The sequence below is a fragment of the Frateuria sp. GZRe12 genome (assembly GCF_051900535.1).
GTDB lineage: Bacteria > Pseudomonadota > Gammaproteobacteria > Xanthomonadales > Rhodanobacteraceae > Frateuria_A.
Genome location: NZ_JBHZGI010000001.1, coordinates 787,054 through 803,434, shown reverse-complemented (window position 1 = coordinate 803,434; position 16,381 = coordinate 787,054). Strand labels below are relative to the sequence as shown.

The window sequence follows — 16,381 nt, the reverse complement described above, 5'->3', positions numbered from 1 at the left end:
GTGGCGGGTTCCGCAAGCGCGCCCCTCACCCCGACCCTCGCCTGAAGGGGAGAGGGAGCGAGCGTTCCGCACCGCCGACCTCATCCCCAGCGCCTTTCATGAGCATGACCTTTGGCCTATGTGAGCCCGTCAACGGATGCCGCACGCTGCGCGCTTGCGGTGGCGCTTTGGGGATGGCCGCCAGCGTCTTGGATTGCGGTGGGCCCAGGGCCTGCCAGGACAGGGGGATCGTCAGATGAAACCGACCTTTACCGGGTGGCTGGGCGCGCTTGCACTGTGCAGCGCCACCGCCATGCCGGCGCTGTTGCATGCCCAGGCCCAGCCCGCGGTGCCAGCGCCCGCGACGAGCGTGGTGGCGCCACCCGCGCCGATCCTCTTCGCGCCAGCCCATGCCTCCGCGCCGCACGTACCCAGCGCGCCGGATGCGTGGGGCGGTCCGCGCACCGGCAGCGAACCGACGCTGTCCGATCGCGTGGTCGACTACCGCATCGACGCGGCCCTCGACGCGGCCAGGCACGCGGTGAGCGGCAAGGAACAGCTGATCTGGCGCAACCGTAGCAACCGCGAAATACGCAGCATCTACGTGCACCTGTACCTCAACGCCTTCCAGAACGAGGGCAGCACGTTCTTCACCGAGCGCGAGGTGCTCACCGCGCACAGCGGCTCGCGCGGCGCGGCCAAGCTGGAGAAGGGCCAGTGGGGCTGGATCGACCTCAAGCAGGTCAGCCAGGACGGCAACGCGCTCAAATGGACGTTCGTGCATCCGGACGGCGGCCCCACGACCGACCAGACGGTCGCGCGCATCGACCTGGCGCAGCCGGTGCCGGCCGGCGGCACGCTGACGCTGGACATCGACTTCCTCAGCCAGCTGCCGCGCGTGGTCGAGCGCACCGGCTGGTGGGGCGACTTCAACCTGGTCGCGCAGTGGTTCCCCAAGATCGGCGTGCTGGAACTGCCGGGCGAGCGCGGCGCGACGCAGGTGCGCTGGAACGTCCACGAGTTCCACTTCAACAGCGAGTTCTACGCCGACTTCGGCCGCTTCGACGTCACCATGACCGTGCCCAGCGACTACACCGTGGGCGCGGTAGGCGAGCAGCAGGGCGCGCCGGTGATCGCCAACGGCAAGACCACCTACCACTACGTGCAGGGCGATGTGCACGACTTCGCCTGGGTGGCGGCCAAGGGCTACAAGGTGCTCGACGCCAGCTGGCAGGGCCCGGGCAGCCCGAAGGTCGCCGTGCGCGTGCTCTACCCGCCGGAGTACGCCGCCAGCGCGCAGCCGGTGCTCAAGGCGAGCACCGATTCGCTGACGTACTTCTCCGACACGCTCGGCGCGTATCCATATCGCACGCTCACCGCGGTGGTGCCGCCGTACAACGCGGGCGAAGCCGGCGGCATGGAATACCCGACCTTCTTCACCGCCGAAGGCTACAAAGAGGTCACGCCAGGCACCATCAGCCAGTACGCGATCGACTTCGTGACCATCCACGAGTTCGGCCACGGCTACTTCTATGGCCTGCTCGCCTCGAACGAGTTCGAGGAGCCGATGCTCGACGAGGGGCTCAACGAGTACTGGGACCAGCGCATGCTGCGCGCGCGGGGCCAGGGCATCGATATCACCACCGAAGGCCTCAGGCGCCTGGGCTTCGCGCCCTCGATCAGCGGCTTCGCGATGGAACGGACGGCGGCGGGCCTCAAGCAGCCCTTCGACCCGCTCGGCGAGAACGCCTGGGACCGGCTCTCCAGCGGCAGCTACGGCACCGTCTACTCGCGCACCGCCACGGCCATGCATGACCTGGAAGAGCGCCTGGGCAAGGATGTCACCGAACGTGCCTTCCGCGAGTACTACAAGCGTTGGCATTTCCGCCACCCGTCGGCCGCCGACCTGCGCGCGACGCTGATCGACGTTTCGGGTGACGCGAAGAACGTCAACGAGGTGTTCGACCAGTACGTCTACGGCACCGCGCACATCGACGACCGCGTGGCCAACATCGACAGCGAGGAGGTACTGCCGCCGGCCGGCAGCACCATCGCCAATGGCAAGCGCACCGATGGGGACAGCACCGCGCTGGACAAGCGGATCGACAAGCAGCGCGAGGACTGGAAGAAGGCCCATCCGAACGCCAAGGCCGGCACCGGACCGTTCCCCTGGCACAGCACGGTGAGCGTGGTGCGCGAGGGTGCACCGGTACCGCAGACCCTGCGCGTGACGTTCGCCGACGGCAGCCACCAGGACCTGCGCTGGAATGACGACCGGCGCTGGGCGCGCTTCGAGTTCACCGGTCCGAGCAAGGTGGTGTCGGCCGAACTCGACCCCGAGCGGAAGATCTACCTCGACGCGAACAAGTTGAACGACAGTCGCACGGTCGAGTCCGACGGCGCCGCCTCGCGTCGCTGGAGCGCCGATTTCGCTGCCCTCGTGCAGGCCTTCTACTCCTTGCTGGTGTCGCTGTGATGATGACCTCGACCCGACGTACCGATGTGGGTGCCGTGATGCTCGCGCCCGTGGCGGCGCTGCAGTGGCGCCTGTTGTTGCTGTGGTTGCTGTTCCTGCTGCTGCCCACCGCGGTAGCCGCGCTGCCGGCATGGCGAACGCTGGCCGACCTGCTCGACCGTTCCGTGCACGCCGCCGACTGGGCGCAGCGTTTCGATGGACTGGCCTTCGGCGACGTGATCGGCAAGCTGGGCGACAGCGGCGCCGCGCTGCACGGCTCGCTGCTGCTGGCGACCGTGTTCGCGCTGCTGCTGGGCCCGTTCCTGACCGGCATGACGGTGGCCACCGGCCGCGCCGGTCGCGCGCTGGGCTTCGGCCAGCTGGTGCAGTCCGGCGTGATCGAGTACGGGCGTATGTTCCGCCTGATGCTGTGGTCGCTGCTGCCCTACGCGATCGCCATCGGCCTGGGGGCGATGGCGATCGGCGCCGCGCACAAGTCAAGCGAGCACGCGGTGCTGCAGAGTGCCGCCGACCGCTACACGCACACCGCACTGTGGGTCCTTGGGGTGCTGTTCGTGCTGGCCCATGCCGTGGTCGAGTCCGCCCGCGCGGCCTTCATCGTCGACCCTGGCCTGCGCTCGGCGACCCGCGCACTTGGACGTGGTTTCATGCAGCTCCTGCGCCGGCCGCTGGGCACGCTGCTGAGCTACCTGCTGATCGGCGCCATCGGCTCGGCGATCGCGTTGGCCTGTGGCGTGGGCCGCGTGCATACCCCGGCGGTGGGCCTTGGCGGCTTCCTGCTGGCGCTGCTGTTCGCCGAGCTGGCAGTGCTTGCGGTGGGCTGGATGCGCATCGCGCGATTGTTCGCGCTGGCCGCGGTGGGTCGTTCGCTGGTGTCGCGGCGCGGCGGCTTCGCGCCTGCCCTGTAGCGACGTGGTTGGAAGCGCGGCCCCGTGCGGGGCTGCGTTTTTCTTGGTCGATGGTCACCGCGCCCGGAGACTACTCGTCGTCCACCTCCGGCAGCGGCACCGCCATGTGGCAGGCCAGGCCGCTTTCGCGATAGTCGATGCTGACCGCGCCGTTGCGCGCGGGATTGAGGCTGCGTTCGACCAGGCGCGTGCCGAATCCCTTGCGGGCCGGCGGATGCACCGGCGGCCCGCCGTGCTCGATCCAGTCCAGATGCAGGATGCGCCGACCGTTGGCCTCGCCGGTGCGCCAGTGGATGCGCACGCCGCCGCCGCGGTCGCCCAGCGCGCCGTACTTGATCGCGTTGGTGGCCAGCTCGTGCAGGGCCATGGCGAAGGACAGGGCGTTCTGCGGCGACAACCGCACGCGCGGCCCCTCGATGTCGAAGCGCTCGCTGCCCCGGAAATTGTGGGAATGGGCCATCTGCTCGACCAGGTCGCTCAGCAGCGCGCTGCGCCAGTGCTCGCGGGTGAGTACGTCATGCGCGTGCGACAGCGAGATCAGGCGCGCGTTGAACACCTCCGCCGCGCTCTCCACCGACGGGGCGCCGTTGAACGATTGCGCGGCCAGCGACTGCACGATCGCCAGGGTGTTCTTCACGCGATGGTTGAGCTCGTTGATCATCGTGCGCTGCTGCTGTTCGGCCAGCTTGCGCTCCTGCACGTCGACCATCAGCCCGGGGAAACAGGTGGGCTTGCCATCCTCGTCGTACTCGCAGCGCCCGGATGCCTCCACCCACAGATAGCTTTCATCGGGCTGGCGGATGCGGTACTGGCAACGGTATGGCACGCCGTGATCGATGCTTTCCTGGATGCGCACCTCGACCTCCGGCAGATCCTGCGGATGGATGCGCTCGAGAAAGGTTTCGAGTGGCAGGCCGGTTGCGCCCTCCACGGGGTCCAACGAGAAGGCGCGGGCCAGGCGACAATCGACCACGACGCGATTGCCTGGAATGTCCCACAGCCAGGTGCCGATCGCCGCACCCGCATTGAGCGCCAGTTCGACCTGTTCGCGGGCGCGATGGTAGGCACGCTCGGCCTTCACCCGCGCGGTGGTTTCGACCACGGTCGCGAGGAAGCCACGCGGCACGCCGTCGGCATCGCGCACCGGGGTGTAGTCCAGGTCCATCCAGACGTCTTCGGCGTGGCCGTGGCGGAACAGCACCAGCGGCTGATCGGTGTAGGAAAGCGGCTGGCCCGCGAGCGTCACCTCCAGCACGTGCTGGTTGAACTCGGCGACCTCGGGCCAGGCGGCCAGCAGGTTCAGGCCGAGCAGGTACGGATGGCGCCCGCCGGCGAACACAGCGTAGGCGTCGTTGTAGATCAGCTGCGCGTCCGGTCCCCATGCCATCACCATCGGCAGGTTGGACGACAGAACGATGTCGACCACGGTGCGCAGCGGCTGTGGCCAGGTGTCCATCGAACCCATGGCGGTGGCGCCCCAGTCGTAGGCGCGCACGCGCTGGGCCATCTTCGGTTCGGCTTGCATCCGTTCGTCGTCCATGGGCCGCCATGCTTGTTGGTCTTGTTTTTCGCGACTGCAGGCACATCGATGTAAGGCGATGTCGTCGCCGCGCCCGCGGGGCGGAGTCTTGTCCGGTGCCGCGTGGTGCAAGGCGATGCCGGAGCTTAAAGCGGCGGCGTGTAGGCGTGGGCTGACACCGGCGCAGCCGGTCAGGTAGCGGCAGGTGGCGGCTGGCGCAGGTGAGTGTCGAGCTCGGCCAGGCGCCCGGGCGTGCCCACGTCGGTCCACGCGCCGTGGTGGTGCACCCCGTGCACGCGTCCGTCGTCCATGGCCGCGCGCAGCAACGGAGCAAGCTTGAAACGCGGCGGGTTGGCATCGACGCCGGTCGTGTCGCCGATCACGCGGCGCCAATGCTGCAGCAGTTCGCGCCGATACACGCCGATGCCGCTGAAGGTCAGCCGCGGCGCGCCCTGGGCGTGCAGCAGGCCGTGGACGTCGAGCAGGAAATCGCCGTCCGGGTGGTGCGCCGGGTTGTCGACCATCACCAGGTGCGCGTCGCCCCGGGGCTCGGCCGGCAGGGAAGCGTAGTCGACGTCGCTGTGGATGTCGCCGTTGACCGCGATGAAGGGCCTCTCGCCCAGCAGCGACAGCGCGTTGAGCATGCCGCCGCCGGTTTCCAGCGGCGTCGCGCCTTCGTAGGCATAGCGGATGCGCAGGCCCCAGCGGCTGCCGTCGCCGAGCATTTCGGGGAACCGGTCGGCCAGGTGAGAGGTGTTGATGACCACGTAATGCACGCCGGCGGCGGCGAGCTTTTCCAGATGCCAGGCGACCAGCGACTTGCCGCCGGCTTCGAGCAGCGGCTTGGGCGTGCGGTCGGTGAGCGGCCGCATGCGCTCGCCCAGGCCCGCGGCGAAGATCAGTGCGTGCCTCATGCGGCGGCCGGTGCGGTGATGTCGCGCTCGCCCACGCAGCGTTCGATCAGTGCCGCCAGGTCGGCCAGCTCGGGATAGCGATGCGCGACGGTGAGCACGTAACCGAGCACGCGCGGCAGGTCGGCGAGGTAACCGCGCTTACCGTCGCGATACCAGAGCCGGCAGAAAATGCCGAGTACCTTGATATGGCGCTGCAGGCCGATCAGGTCGAACCAGCGCTGGAAGCGCTCGCGGCCGACCGTGGCGTCGAGCAGGCCCGCCTGCTGCGCGCGCTGGCGGTACTGCTCGACCCACTGCGCCACGCGGGTTTCGTCCCAGGCGATGTAGCAATCGCGCAACAGCGAGGCCAGGTCGTAGGCGAGCGGGCCGTGCAGCGCGCCCTGGAAGTCGATGATGCCGGGGTTGCGCAACATCGGTTGTCCGCCAAGCTCGGCGCGCGGACCGGCCTCGATAAGCGTGGTCAGGCAAAGGGGGCGAAGCGCGCCGGACGGCTTGTCCTGGACCTGCATCAGGTTGCGGCTGTGAAAGTCGCGGTGCACGAACACGCGCGGCTGTTCGGCGGCGTTGTGCAGCAGCACGGTGAACGCCTGTTCGATCACGTCCCATTCCTCGCACTCGGGCGTGTAGCCCAGGTGGCGCTGGAGGAACCACTCGGGCATCAGTTCGAGTTCGCGCTGCAGGAAGGCACGGTTGTAGGGCGGCAGGTCGGAGCCGTCGACGTTGGCCTGGATGCGCAGCAGGGCGTCCATCGCCTGGGCGTAGAGCGCATCGGCCGTGTCGGGGTTCAGGCAGGACAGGTAGTCCTGCCGACCGAAATCCTCGATCACCAGGAAGCCCTGCGCCAGGTCGTGCGCGAGCACGACCGGCGCGTGCAGGCCGGCGTCGCGCAGGCGTTGGCCGATGGCCAGCCAGGGTGCGGGGTCTTCCAGCGCCGGCGGCGAGTCCATCACGATCCAGCCGTCCTCGCCCTGCGTGCGCCAGTAACTGCGGAAGCTGGCATCGGACGAGGCCGGCGTCAGGGTCAGCGTGTCGTCGTGCAGCGTGGCGCGGGCCCAGGCAAGCCGGGCGGCGGCGCGGTCGGAGGCGGTCATGGGCAGGTCGGTGGCAGGCATCGCATCAGCTTAGCGAGCCGGCGCGCACCCGGTCCATCGGCATGCGCAGGCGCCGGCCGGCGGTGGTTCATCCGGTGAGACGGCCGTTTGCGATACTCGAAACCCTGGGTTTCGCACCCTACCGACCGTATTTGCGCTGGAGTCCTCACATGACCCGACGATCCGGAAGCGCCGACCTGCCGCTGCATGGCGGGCGCGTGCCGCGCTGGCTGGCGGACCGCATGACGCGGCTGGGCGCCCTGATGGCCGAGGCGATCGTGCGCGAGTATGGCCGCGACGAGTTCCTGCGGCGGTTGGCGCATCCGTTCTGGTTCCAGTCCTTCGGCGCGGTGATGGGCATGGACTGGCATTCCTCCGGCATCACCACCAGCGTGATCGGTGCGCTCAAGCGTGGCCTCGCGCCGCTGTCGGGCGAGCTGGGCATTCACGTCTGCGGCGGGCGCGGCAAGCATTCGCGTGCAACCCCGGGCGAACTGGTGGCCATCGGCGAAAAGGTCGGCTTCGACGGCGCCGCGCTGGCGGGTGCGAGCCGGCTGGTGGCCAAGGTGGACAGCGCCGCGGTGCAGGATGGCTTCGATCTCTACCTGCACGGCTTCGTGGTGAGCGACGACGGCCACTGGGTCGTGGTGCAGCAGGGCATGAACGGAGAGCGCCGGCAGGCACGCCGCTACCACTGGCTGTCGCAGAACCTGAAGAGCTTCGTGGATGATCCGCACGCGGCGGTCGACGGGCCGGGGCAGGGGCGGATCGTGAACTTGGCCGACCACCGCGCGCAGGCCTCGCGCCTGGCGCAGATCGAACTGCTGCGGACGCTAGGTCCGGACGGCATCGCCCGCGAGATGGCGCAGATCGAGGGCATGGCCGCGCCCGTGCAGTCGCCGACCGACGGGCCGCTGCAACTCGGCCTGCTGCCGCATCTGGTGATGCCTGACCACCACGACGTGCGCGCCAGCGACGTCGTGACGCGCCGCCTGCACGGTGCGCTCGCCGCCGCGGCGGAAAACGGCCCGCGCGATTTCACCGAACTGTTGCAGGTGCCCGGCGTGGGTGCGCGCACGGTACGCGCGCTGGCGATGGTGGCCGAAGTGGTGCATGGCGCACCCTGCCGCTTCAGCGATCCGGCACGCTTCTCGCTGGCCCACGGCGGCAAGGACCGCCACCCGTTCCCGGTGCCCACGCGCGTCTACGACCACACCATAGGCGTGTTGAAGTCGGCGGTGGAGAACGCCAGGCTCGGCCGTGACGAACAACTGGCCGCGCTCAGGCGGCTCGACGAGCAGGCGCGTCGGTTGGAGCGGCACGCCAGGGGACCGTCGGTGGAGCAGTACATCGCCGAGGAGTGCCTGCGCTCGCACGAGTACGGCGGTCGCAGCGTGTTCGGCTGGGAGCCGCCCGCCACCGGTCCGATCGGGCAGAAGAAGGCCTCGTAGCGAGGCGTAGGCCGGGTTTTCGTCCGCCGCATTCAACGCGGTTTCGCCAAAGAGCCGGAGGGCTGAAGCCGACCCTGCGAGTTTCGGTCGTGGTCGCGTTTCAGGAGACCGGTTTCCGCAGGCTCAGCCCCGCGAGGCCTGCGCCAGGCAGCGCTGGTAGCGCCCGTCGACACGTTTGGCGAACCAGGCGGTGGTGAGCTTGCGGGTGATCTTGGGGCTTTCCAGCCGGATGCGCGGCAACATCTCGCGTGGCAGCGGCTTGCGCGCATTGGCGTCGGCAAGTTCGAACACGCGCGTGTACAGGGCGGTATGCGCGAAATCGGGGCCTTCGCCTTCGGCCAGCGCGTCGTGGATCTCGCCCGGCTCGAGGTCCAGGCGTCCGGCCAGCGTGCGCGCCGCCCGTTCGGTGGCACCCAGGCCGCCGTCGTAGCGGATCAGGTCGCCGTCGAAGTCCAGCGCAATGCCGGTGACCTCGCTCAGCGCATTCTGGAACGCCGCGTTGCGGCTGGCATACCAGCCGGCGTTGTAGTCCGCGAAACGGTAGAGCATCTGCGGGTAGTCGGCCGGGTAGGCGAGCAGGTGGGCGATGCCGAAGTACAGGCCGCCGCGACGGCTGAACACCTCGTGGCGGATCGAGCCGTCGACCGGGTAGGGATAGGTGTGGTCGTCGGCGTAATCCTCGGCGAACGCCACACTCACCTGCATCGGGCCGCCGGTGTGCACCGGGTTGTCGTCGCCCAGCAAGCGGCGGCCCAGCGGCACCATGCCGATGAAGTCCTCGTACAGGCGGCTCAGTTCGCGTTCGGTGCGCACGGCGGCCAGGCGGTCGCCATAACGCTTGCCGTCCGGCGACTTCAGCGCCAGCGCGGCACGTACCAGGAACTGCGGGACGTGGTGCAGCGCGGCGCGGCGATCGATCTCCTTGCGCGCAATGCGGCCCAGGCCCGGCACCGCGGGTTCCGCGTGGTAGTTCGATTCCTGCGCGGCGACGGCGAGGGCGGCGCAGAGGTTGCTGTCGGTCGGCGGGATGTCGAGCGCGGAGAACGCCGCGTACATGTCGGTCGCCCAACCGGCGCGGTCCGCGGTGTCGCCGGGCAACAGGCGCACGATCTGCGCGCGCACCTCGTCGGGTCGGCGCTGCGGCGCTTCCACGCGCGGACGCGCGCAGCCGGCGACCAGGGCCAGCAGCGCGAGCAGGACGACGGGACGGGCGGGCGTTCGGATACGCATCCGGCATAGGTTGCCGTAGCGCCCGCCAATGGCGACTGAAGCCATGACCGGCGGCGCCGTCACGAAACCCGCCGCGGATGGCGTCTTCCGAAGCCCACCCTAGCGCAACCGTCCGGCCCGGCGCCGGCGCCGCTTCCAGCGCAGCCACTGGCGCTCCAGCAGGATCAACGACCAGCGCGTAGGCCGGCGCAGGAACGGCAGGTCCTGGGCGAGCAGCAGCACGCCCAGCGGGAGCATCCACAACCCCAGCAGCGGCAGGAAACTGAAGAACCCGGCCACGATCAGCAGCACGCCCACTGGAATGCGCAGCCAGCGGGACGAGGGCGCGCGCAGCCAGCGCAGTGGTGTTGCGATCCAGCGTGGCAACCGTCGCTCGAATCGATCGAGATGGCGGTTGAGTCGGTCGATGTCCTTGATCACCCGGGACTCCGGTAGAGGCTGCCCGTCATTCGACTACGCGCCGGATCGAAAGGCCAGCACGCGTGCGGCATGCGGTTCAGCGACGACCGCGCATGAGGTGGATCAGCCAGCCCATGCCGGCGATCCCAAGCACGAGCCCGGCACCCGCGCCCCACAGCGCGCCCGGCGTGCCGTCGATGGCGTAACCGGTGCCCAAACCGAGCAACAGGAACAGCGGAACCGGTAGACAACCCATGGATCAGGGAAGTGGGTCCGACCGGGGTCATCTTCAGCCGCGTGTGCCCGCCGCCCGCGTAGGCGGGCCTGCGTCACGCCCGCGCGGCCGGGCAGTCGGAGCGTGCGCGGGGTTTGGTTAGTATCGGGACACTTTGCCGGGGAGATGCACTCATGAAGCGCCTGCTGGTGGGATCGATCGTCGTCGTGCTGGCCCTGGTCGTGCTCGGCGCCGCCGCGCTGCTGCTGGTGGACGCCAACCACTTCCGCCCGCAGATCCAGGCCTCGCTGGGCAAGGCGCTGGGTCGCGAGGTGAGCATCGGCAAGCTGCACATGGCGTTGTGGACCGGCTCGCTGGAGGCGGACGAGATCCGCATCGGTGACGATCCGGCGTTCGGCAAGCAGCCGTTCGTCAGCGCGCGTTCGCTGGACCTGGGCGTGGAGCTGTGGCCGTTGCTGATCCACCGCGAGCTGCACGTGACCTCGCTGACGCTGGACCAGCCGGTGGTGCGCCTGCTGCAAAACCGCAAGGGCGATTGGAACTTCGCCGGACTCGGCGGCGGTCCGGCGCCGTCGGAAGGCACCGGGGCCGGCGTGCCGGCCGGACTCACGGTCGACCGGCTGCGCATCGACGATGGCCGCATCGAACTCACCCGCATGGCCGGCGACCGCAAGGTTTACGACCACGTGCATCTGGGTGCGGATCATGTCGACACGCGGGCGGCTTTCCCGTTCGAACTCAAGGCCGATGTCGCCGGGGGCGGCACGCTGGCGCTGGAAGGCAAGCTAGGGCCATGGCACGCCGGCAATGCAGTGCTCACACCGGTGGACGCGCACCTGGTGATGCATGATCTGGACCTTGTAGGCGCTGGGCTGATGGCACGCGGAAGTGGCGTCGGCGGCGTGCTCGACCTGGACACGAAGATCGGCTCGGCCAAGGGCGTGCTGCGCTCGAAGGGGCGCATCGATGCACGCAAGCTGCAACTGGTCGCGTCAGGCTCGCCCTCGCCGCAGCCGCTGCGGATCGACTACCAGGCGAACTACCGGCTCGATGCCGGCACGGGACAGATCGCGAACACGGTGCTGCACGCCGGCGCGGCGCGGCTGTCCATCGCCGGCAGCTTCGACAACCGGCCTGCGGTGATGCGCATGGACCTGAAGGTGAAAGGCCTGCGCCAGCCCATCGACGACCTGCAGCCCCTGTTGCCGGTGTTCGGCGTGATCCTGCCGAAGGACTCACGCCTGAGCGGTGGCACCGCCAGCATGGACCTTGGCGTGCGCGGGCCGCTCGATGCGCTGGTCATCCAGGGACCGGTCTCGCTCGACGGCACGCGGCTGGCCGGCTACAGCCTCGGCGACAAGCTCGGCGGCGCGTTGGCGCTGGCCGGCATCAGCGCGCCGAAGGACACCGTGATCCGCCATGCCGAGGCCATGCTGACCATCTCGCCCAAGGGCATCGACGCCGACCCGGCCAAGGCGCAGATCGCGCAGCTCGGTAGCTTCACCGGCAAGGGCCGCATGGCCGCCGACGGCGCGCTCGACTTCCGCATGCTGGTCAAGCTCGATCAAGGCGTCACCGGCGCGGGCCAGGCGGGCCAGGGTCTCGCCGGCCTGCTGGGCGGATCGAAGGCCGGCGGCGCGCTCGGCGGCCTGATCAAGGGCATGAGTACCAACGGCGTAGGCGTGCGCGTGGGCGGCACGGCCAGCGCGCCCAGCTTCAGGCTCGATCCGAAGGCGGCGGTCGGCCTGCTGGACGTCGGCGCGCGCGGCAAGGGCACGCAGCCGGCGCCGAAGCAGCCTGCCAGCAACGAGGACGTGCTCAACAACCTGCTGCAGAACGCGCTCAAGCCCAAGCAGCCGACCTCGGGGCATTGAGCATGGGCGACGGGGAGAGCGCCGATTTCATCGTGGTCGGCGCCGGCCCGGCCGGCTGCGCGGTGGCCGCGCGACTGGCCGATGCGCCAGGTCGGCCGACCGTGTTCCTGGTCGAGACCGGTCCGGCCACGCCCTCGTGGCTGAGCCGCGTGCCGATGGGCATCGCCGCGCTGGTGCCCTTCCGCAGCCGGCACAACTACGCCTATCAAACGGTGCCGCAACCGCACCTGGACGGGCGCCGAGGCTACGTGCCGCGCGGGCGCGGTGTCGGTGGCAGCAGCCTGATCAACGCGATGATCTGCACCCGTGGCCAGCCCGAGGATTACGACGGCTGGTCGGCGCTCGGCTGCGCGGGATGGAGCTGGGACGACGTGCTGCCGGTGTTTCGCAGCATCGAGGACAACCAGCGCGGCGCCGATGCCTGGCACGGCGTCGGCGGGCCGCTGCCGGTGAGCGACCTGCGCTCGCCCAGCCCGATGAGCCGCGCGTTCGTGGAGGCGGCGGCGCAGTGTGGTTATCCGCGCAACGACGACTTCAACGGCCTGCGCCAGGAAGGCGTTGGCCTGTACCAGGTGTACCAGCGCGACGGCCGCCGGGTCGACGCCGGACGTGCGTATCTGGGCGATGGCCAGGCGCGGCCGAACCTGCGCGTGCTGGCCGGGCGGCCGGCGCAGCGCATCCTGTTCGAGGGGCTTCGCACGAGCGGGGTATTGCTCGGAGGAAAACGCCTGCTTGCGCGGCGCGAAGTCATCCTCTGCGGTGGCGCGATCGGCTCGCCACAGTTGCTGATGCTTTCCGGCATCGGCCCGGGAGCGCACCTGCGCGAGCTGGGCATCCCCGTTGTGCAGGACGCGCCGGACGTGGGCAGGCATCTGCAGGACCACATCGACTACACCGCCAACCTGCGTGTCCGCGCCAAGGGCCTGTTCGGCATGAACCCGGCGACGCTGGCACGGATGGTCGCCAGCGGCGGCGCCTACCGTCGGCGCGGCGAGGGCATGCTGACCAGCAACGCGGCCGAGGCCGGGGGCTTCATTCGCAGCCGGCCGGAGGTCACGCGGCCCGATCTGCAGCTCCACTTCTGCATCGGCATGGTCGACGACCACAACCGCCGCATGCACCTGTCCACCGGCTTGGCGCTGCATGTCTGCGTATTGCGGCCGGCGAGTCGGGGACGCGTGCGCCTGACGGGTGCGGACGTGGCGGCCGCACCGCTGATCGATCCGGATTTTCTCTCGGCGCCGGAAGACATGGAACTTCTGGTCGAGGGCGCGCGCATCGTCCGGCGCATCCTGGCGGCGCCCGCGCTGGCGGCGTACGGCGGGCGGCTGTTGTACGGCACCGGCAGCGAGGACGACGATGGCCTGCGCGCGCTGATACGCGCTCACGCCGACACCATCTACCACCCGGTGGGCACCTGCCGCATGGGCGCCGATAAGGGCGCGGTGGTCGATCCGCGGTTGCGCGTGCTTGGCATCCGGGGGCTGCGCGTCGCCGACGCCTCGATCATGCCCGCATTGATCAGCGGCAACACCGAGGCACCCTCGGCGATGATCGGCGAGATGGCCGCGCGGTTCGTGCTGGCCGATAACCCATAAACCGATCCGACGTGGGGCGAGGCCTTGTGGCACCCCCCGCAGGTGCGCCTACGGGGTTCGTGGCTCCTCACTTCGTCGTAATGGCATGCGCTAACCGAAGGTGGTCGCGCAACATCGGCAGGCCGTCCCGCGCGATCTGGCGCAATTTCGGATCGTGTCCATCCTTTGCGGCCCGTTCGTAGAGCGGGATGATCCTTTGGTGCTCCGCGACCATCATTCCGGCGAACGCCTGGTCCAGCGCGTCGCCGTGCAACCGCTGCAGGCGCAGCTTGTCCTCGGTGACGTCCTCCGGCGGCGTTCCGTGAGCCTGGCCGTGCGCCTTCCTGGCGACCGAAAAATCGGTGAACTTGCGATTCAGTGCCTCGTGGTCATCGATGATGTCCTTGGCCAGTTCGCGCACCTGCGCCGAGGAGGAGCGGTCCCGCGCAACCTTGGCCAGTTCGATCTGCATCGAGTTGTCGGCCGTGGCCTTGGCGACGAACGCCTGTTCCTGCTTGTCCAGCGTGGGATTGTTTGCGGCTGGCGCGGGCAGGGCGAGTGCGACTACCGCTAAACCGAGCAGGCCGCGGGCGAGGAAGGAAGGCAGGAAGGGCAGCTTCATGGCAGGTCCGGTCGATGCGGGGCCTACGACGCTAGCCGCCGTACCGGCAACGCGTGCTCTAGACGCCGTGAACGCGTGGGTAACGCCAAGCCACGGACGAGGCTTGTGCGGCCGCCACCGGGCCGATACGGTCGCACTTTCCAACCTCTCCGGAACTGCCATGTCCGTCCAGGTTCGCCAGGCCACCGTCCATGACCTCGACACGCTGGTGCCGTTGTTCGACGGCTACCGGCAGTTCTACGGCAAGCCGTCCGATCCCGAAGGCGCACGCGCCTTCCTCGGCGCGCGCTTCGCGCACCACCAGTCGGTGATCCTGCTGGCGCTGGATGCCGAAGGCGCGGGGCTGGGCTTTACCCAGCTCTATCCGCTGTTTTCCTCGGTGCGGATGGTGCGCACCTATCTGCTCAACGACATGTTCGTGGCGGCCCGGGCGCGCCGGCAGGGCGTGGCGGCAGCGTTGCTGCACGAAGCGGCGGCGCATGCGCGTGCGCTGGGGGCGGCCAGCCTGTCATTGTCGACCGCGCTCGACAATGCGCCTGCGCAGGCGCTGTACGAATCGCTGGGCTGGGAGCGCGATCGCCAGTTCTGCGAGTACTCGCTCACGCTTTAGCCGGCGATGCCGCCACGACGGCCGCTCGGCGGACCTGGTTGCGTCCCCCGCGCTTGGCCGCGAACAGTGCCTCGTCGGCGACGCGCAGCAGCTTTTCGCTGGCCAGCGTGGTGCCCGCGGCCATCACGGCCACGCCGGCGCTGATCGTGACCGCACCGTGGGCGGAGTTGATGTGGCGAACCTGCAGCGCTTCCACGCGCAGCCGCAACCGTTGCACGACCGCTTCGGCGCGGTCGATGTCCAGGTCGCTCAGCAGGATCACGAACTCCTCGCCGCCGTAGCGCGCCGCCACCACGCCCGGCTGCATGCCGGCCTCCTGGCGCAGCGTGTGGGCGACCAACGACAGGCAGTCGTCCCCGGCGAGGTGGCCGTAGGTGTCGTTGAAGGACTTGAAGTTGTCCACGTCCACCACGGCGATCCCGAACGCCCGTCGTGCACGCACCGCTTCCTGCCACGAGCGTCGAAGTACCTGCCGGAAACCGGCGCGGTTGAGCAGGCCGGTCAGCTCGTCGCGAACGCTCTTGTGGTGCAGGTCGCGGCGCAGGCTGCGCAGCTCGTCCTCCACCGCCTGGTGGTAACCCAGCAGCACGGTGGTCCGCACGCCATAGGCGGCGACGGCCAGGATCAGCGCGCCCATCGCCAGCGGCCGGTCCGCGCCGAGCTGGGCGAAGCCGAGCAGGCACAAGGCCAGACTCAGCATCAACGGGGCGATGCTGGCCGCCACCTGGCGGGTGCGCGGCGTTGGTCGGTAGCCGCGCAACCACACGGTTCGGCGTCGGCTGAGCAGTAGCCCCAGCATCACGAAGGGCCATCCGAGCAGCCACTCAGGCAGACACGATTCGCTTGCCAGGATGAAGCGGCTGTGGATTGCCGGCAGGATCGCATCCACCCAGGCGAAGGCGGCCAGCACGAAATGGAAGCGCCGTTCGTCGGCGCGCCGCGTGGCAACGAAGCGAAGCGTGGCGAACAGCGCCACGAACAATCCCATGCCGTCGAACATCCACATCACGTAACGGCCCGTGGCCTGCGCCGGATGGCCGGCGGCGAGCAATCGGACCAGCATCAGGTAGAACAGCGCCACGATGGCGCAGGCCAGCACGCCGTCGATGGCGGTGGTCCACCGACGCACCGGGGTCAGCGGGTTGTAGGCCGCCGCGGCGATCAGCCAGAAGCTTCCAAGGCAGAAGTAGAACGTGGGATCGAACGCCACCAGCGTGCCCTGAGGGTGATGCAGGGCATCGACCAGCAACAGTGCGAAGGCGGCCGATTGCGCGAGCAGCGCGCCGAGCAGCAGGCCCCACAGTGGCGTGTTGTGGTTGACGCTAAGGTGCAGCCGGCGCCAGCACAGCATTACGGTGAACGCCAGAATTGCCAGCACGAACGCGTAGCTGGACGCCAGGATCCAGCGCTCGCCGACGAACAGCAGCACGCCGAGATGGCCGAGCAGGAGCGGCGCGTAGATCCTGGGCGTCCAGCTCTGAAGTTTCACGAAGCCC

14 protein-coding genes are annotated in these 16,381 nt (G+C 69.4%); 6 read left to right on the top strand and 8 right to left on the bottom strand.

The genetic code is table 11. The annotated features are described in order from the left end of the window. Positions 1 to 235: 235 nt before the first annotated feature. Together ACFWZ4_RS03620 and ACFWZ4_RS03615 are read left to right on the top strand one after the other, a co-directional pair. Positions 236 to 2,455, top strand: coding sequence for a M1 family aminopeptidase (locus ACFWZ4_RS03620; protein WP_439703355.1), 2,220 nt, complete (start codon positions 236 to 238; stop codon positions 2,453 to 2,455). Beyond that, positions 2,455 to 3,363: a hypothetical protein gene (locus ACFWZ4_RS03615; protein WP_439703354.1), complete on the top strand. Its 909-nt coding sequence runs from the start codon at positions 2,455 to 2,457 to the stop codon at positions 3,361 to 3,363. The genes ACFWZ4_RS03620 and ACFWZ4_RS03615 overlap by 1 nt, the downstream gene beginning before the upstream one ends. 70 nt (positions 3,364 to 3,433) lie before the next feature. On the opposite strand, the gene ACFWZ4_RS03610 is transcribed toward ACFWZ4_RS03615, so the two are convergent. The 3 genes from ACFWZ4_RS03610 to ACFWZ4_RS03600 all read right to left on the bottom strand — a co-directional run bounded on the left by ACFWZ4_RS03610 (position 3,434) and on the right by ACFWZ4_RS03600 (position 6,887). Continuing rightward, on the bottom strand, positions 3,434 to 4,903 hold the full coding sequence (locus ACFWZ4_RS03610) for a sensor histidine kinase (RefSeq protein ID WP_439703353.1): 1,470 nt from the start codon (positions 4,901 to 4,903) through the stop codon (positions 3,434 to 3,436). Positions 4,904 to 5,073: 170 nt separating this feature from the next. Further along, on the bottom strand, positions 5,074 to 5,796 hold the full coding sequence (gene murU, locus ACFWZ4_RS03605) for an N-acetylmuramate alpha-1-phosphate uridylyltransferase MurU (protein WP_439703352.1): 723 nt from the start codon (positions 5,794 to 5,796) through the stop codon (positions 5,074 to 5,076). Further along, on the bottom strand, positions 5,793 to 6,887 hold the full coding sequence (locus ACFWZ4_RS03600; RefSeq protein WP_439703351.1) for an aminoglycoside phosphotransferase family protein: 1,095 nt from the start codon (positions 6,885 to 6,887) through the stop codon (positions 5,793 to 5,795). The genes murU and ACFWZ4_RS03600 overlap by 4 nt, the downstream gene beginning before the upstream one ends. A gap of 170 nt (positions 6,888 to 7,057) precedes the next feature. Between ACFWZ4_RS03600 and ACFWZ4_RS03595 the strand changes: the two genes are divergently transcribed. Further along, positions 7,058 to 8,338 carry a DUF763 domain-containing protein gene (locus ACFWZ4_RS03595; RefSeq protein WP_439703350.1) on the top strand — a complete coding sequence of 427 codons (1,281 nt, stop codon included), beginning with the start codon at positions 7,058 to 7,060 and terminating at the stop codon, positions 8,336 to 8,338. Positions 8,339 to 8,461: 123 nt separating this feature from the next. Here the strand turns inward: ACFWZ4_RS03595 and ACFWZ4_RS03590 are convergent, their stop codons facing one another. The 3 genes from ACFWZ4_RS03590 to ACFWZ4_RS03580 form a co-directional block, all read right to left on the bottom strand. Next, entirely contained in the window at positions 8,462 to 9,568 is a 1,107-nt protein-coding gene (locus ACFWZ4_RS03590) for a DUF1615 domain-containing protein (RefSeq protein ID WP_439703349.1), read from the bottom strand. 99 nt (positions 9,569 to 9,667) lie between these two features. Beyond that, complete coding sequence (locus tag ACFWZ4_RS03585; RefSeq protein ID WP_439703348.1) at positions 9,668 to 9,988, bottom strand: hypothetical protein; 321 nt, start codon at positions 9,986 to 9,988, stop codon at positions 9,668 to 9,670. Positions 9,989 to 10,064: 76 nt separating this feature from the next. Continuing rightward, on the bottom strand, positions 10,065 to 10,223 hold the full coding sequence (locus ACFWZ4_RS03580) for a hypothetical protein (RefSeq protein WP_439703347.1): 159 nt from the start codon (positions 10,221 to 10,223) through the stop codon (positions 10,065 to 10,067). A 152-nt stretch (positions 10,224 to 10,375) separates the two neighbouring features. Here ACFWZ4_RS03580 and ACFWZ4_RS03575 point away from each other — a divergent pair, with 152 nt between their 5' ends. After that, complete coding sequence (locus tag ACFWZ4_RS03575) at positions 10,376 to 12,076, top strand: AsmA family protein (RefSeq protein ID WP_439703346.1); 1,701 nt, start codon at positions 10,376 to 10,378, stop codon at positions 12,074 to 12,076. Positions 12,077 to 12,078: 2 nt separating this feature from the next. Further along, positions 12,079 to 13,674 carry a GMC family oxidoreductase gene (locus tag ACFWZ4_RS03570; protein WP_439703345.1) on the top strand — a complete coding sequence of 532 codons (1,596 nt, stop codon included), beginning with the start codon at positions 12,079 to 12,081 and terminating at the stop codon, positions 13,672 to 13,674. A gap of 67 nt (positions 13,675 to 13,741) precedes the next feature. On the opposite strand, the gene ACFWZ4_RS03565 is transcribed toward ACFWZ4_RS03570, so the two are convergent. Further along, positions 13,742 to 14,275 carry a DUF4142 domain-containing protein gene (locus tag ACFWZ4_RS03565; RefSeq protein ID WP_439703344.1) on the bottom strand — a complete coding sequence of 178 codons (534 nt, stop codon included), beginning with the start codon at positions 14,273 to 14,275 and terminating at the stop codon, positions 13,742 to 13,744. Between the two features lie 160 nt (positions 14,276 to 14,435). Between ACFWZ4_RS03565 and ACFWZ4_RS03560 the strand changes: the two genes are divergently transcribed. Beyond that, the gene (locus tag ACFWZ4_RS03560; RefSeq protein WP_439703343.1) at positions 14,436 to 14,885 is read left to right on the top strand and encodes a GNAT family N-acetyltransferase; all 450 of its coding nucleotides are present in this window, start codon (positions 14,436 to 14,438) and stop codon (positions 14,883 to 14,885) included. Here the strand turns inward: ACFWZ4_RS03560 and ACFWZ4_RS03555 are convergent. Next, positions 14,875 to 16,374: a diguanylate cyclase gene (locus tag ACFWZ4_RS03555; protein ID WP_439703342.1), complete on the bottom strand. Its 1,500-nt coding sequence runs from the start codon at positions 16,372 to 16,374 to the stop codon at positions 14,875 to 14,877. The genes ACFWZ4_RS03560 and ACFWZ4_RS03555 overlap by 11 nt on opposite strands. Between the last annotated feature and the right edge of the window lie 7 nt (positions 16,375 to 16,381).

Excerpts from the sequence above, each read along its gene's own strand:
- ACFWZ4_RS03620 (WP_439703355.1), top strand. The coding sequence starts at position 236 with ATGAAACCGACCTTTACCGGGTGGCTGGGCGCGCTTGCACTGTGCAGC.
- ACFWZ4_RS03590 (WP_439703349.1), bottom strand. The coding sequence starts at position 9,568 with ATGCGTATCCGAACGCCCGCCCGTCCCGTCGTCCTGCTCGCGCTGCTG.
- ACFWZ4_RS03600 (WP_439703351.1), bottom strand. The coding sequence starts at position 6,887 with ATGACCGCCTCCGACCGCGCCGCCGCCCGGCTTGCCTGGGCCCGCGCC.
- ACFWZ4_RS03615 (WP_439703354.1), top strand. The coding sequence starts at position 2,455 with ATGATGACCTCGACCCGACGTACCGATGTGGGTGCCGTGATGCTCGCG.
- ACFWZ4_RS03560 (WP_439703343.1), top strand. The coding sequence starts at position 14,436 with ATGTCCGTCCAGGTTCGCCAGGCCACCGTCCATGACCTCGACACGCTG.
- murU (WP_439703352.1), bottom strand. The coding sequence starts at position 5,796 with ATGAGGCACGCACTGATCTTCGCCGCGGGCCTGGGCGAGCGCATGCGG.
- ACFWZ4_RS03570 (WP_439703345.1), top strand. The coding sequence starts at position 12,079 with ATGGGCGACGGGGAGAGCGCCGATTTCATCGTGGTCGGCGCCGGCCCG.
- ACFWZ4_RS03565 (WP_439703344.1), bottom strand. The coding sequence starts at position 14,275 with ATGAAGCTGCCCTTCCTGCCTTCCTTCCTCGCCCGCGGCCTGCTCGGT.
- ACFWZ4_RS03580 (WP_439703347.1), bottom strand. The coding sequence starts at position 10,223 with ATGGGTTGTCTACCGGTTCCGCTGTTCCTGTTGCTCGGTTTGGGCACC.
- ACFWZ4_RS03595 (WP_439703350.1), top strand. The coding sequence starts at position 7,058 with ATGACCCGACGATCCGGAAGCGCCGACCTGCCGCTGCATGGCGGGCGC.
- ACFWZ4_RS03610 (WP_439703353.1), bottom strand. The coding sequence starts at position 4,903 with ATGGACGACGAACGGATGCAAGCCGAACCGAAGATGGCCCAGCGCGTG.
- ACFWZ4_RS03575 (WP_439703346.1), top strand. The coding sequence starts at position 10,376 with ATGAAGCGCCTGCTGGTGGGATCGATCGTCGTCGTGCTGGCCCTGGTC.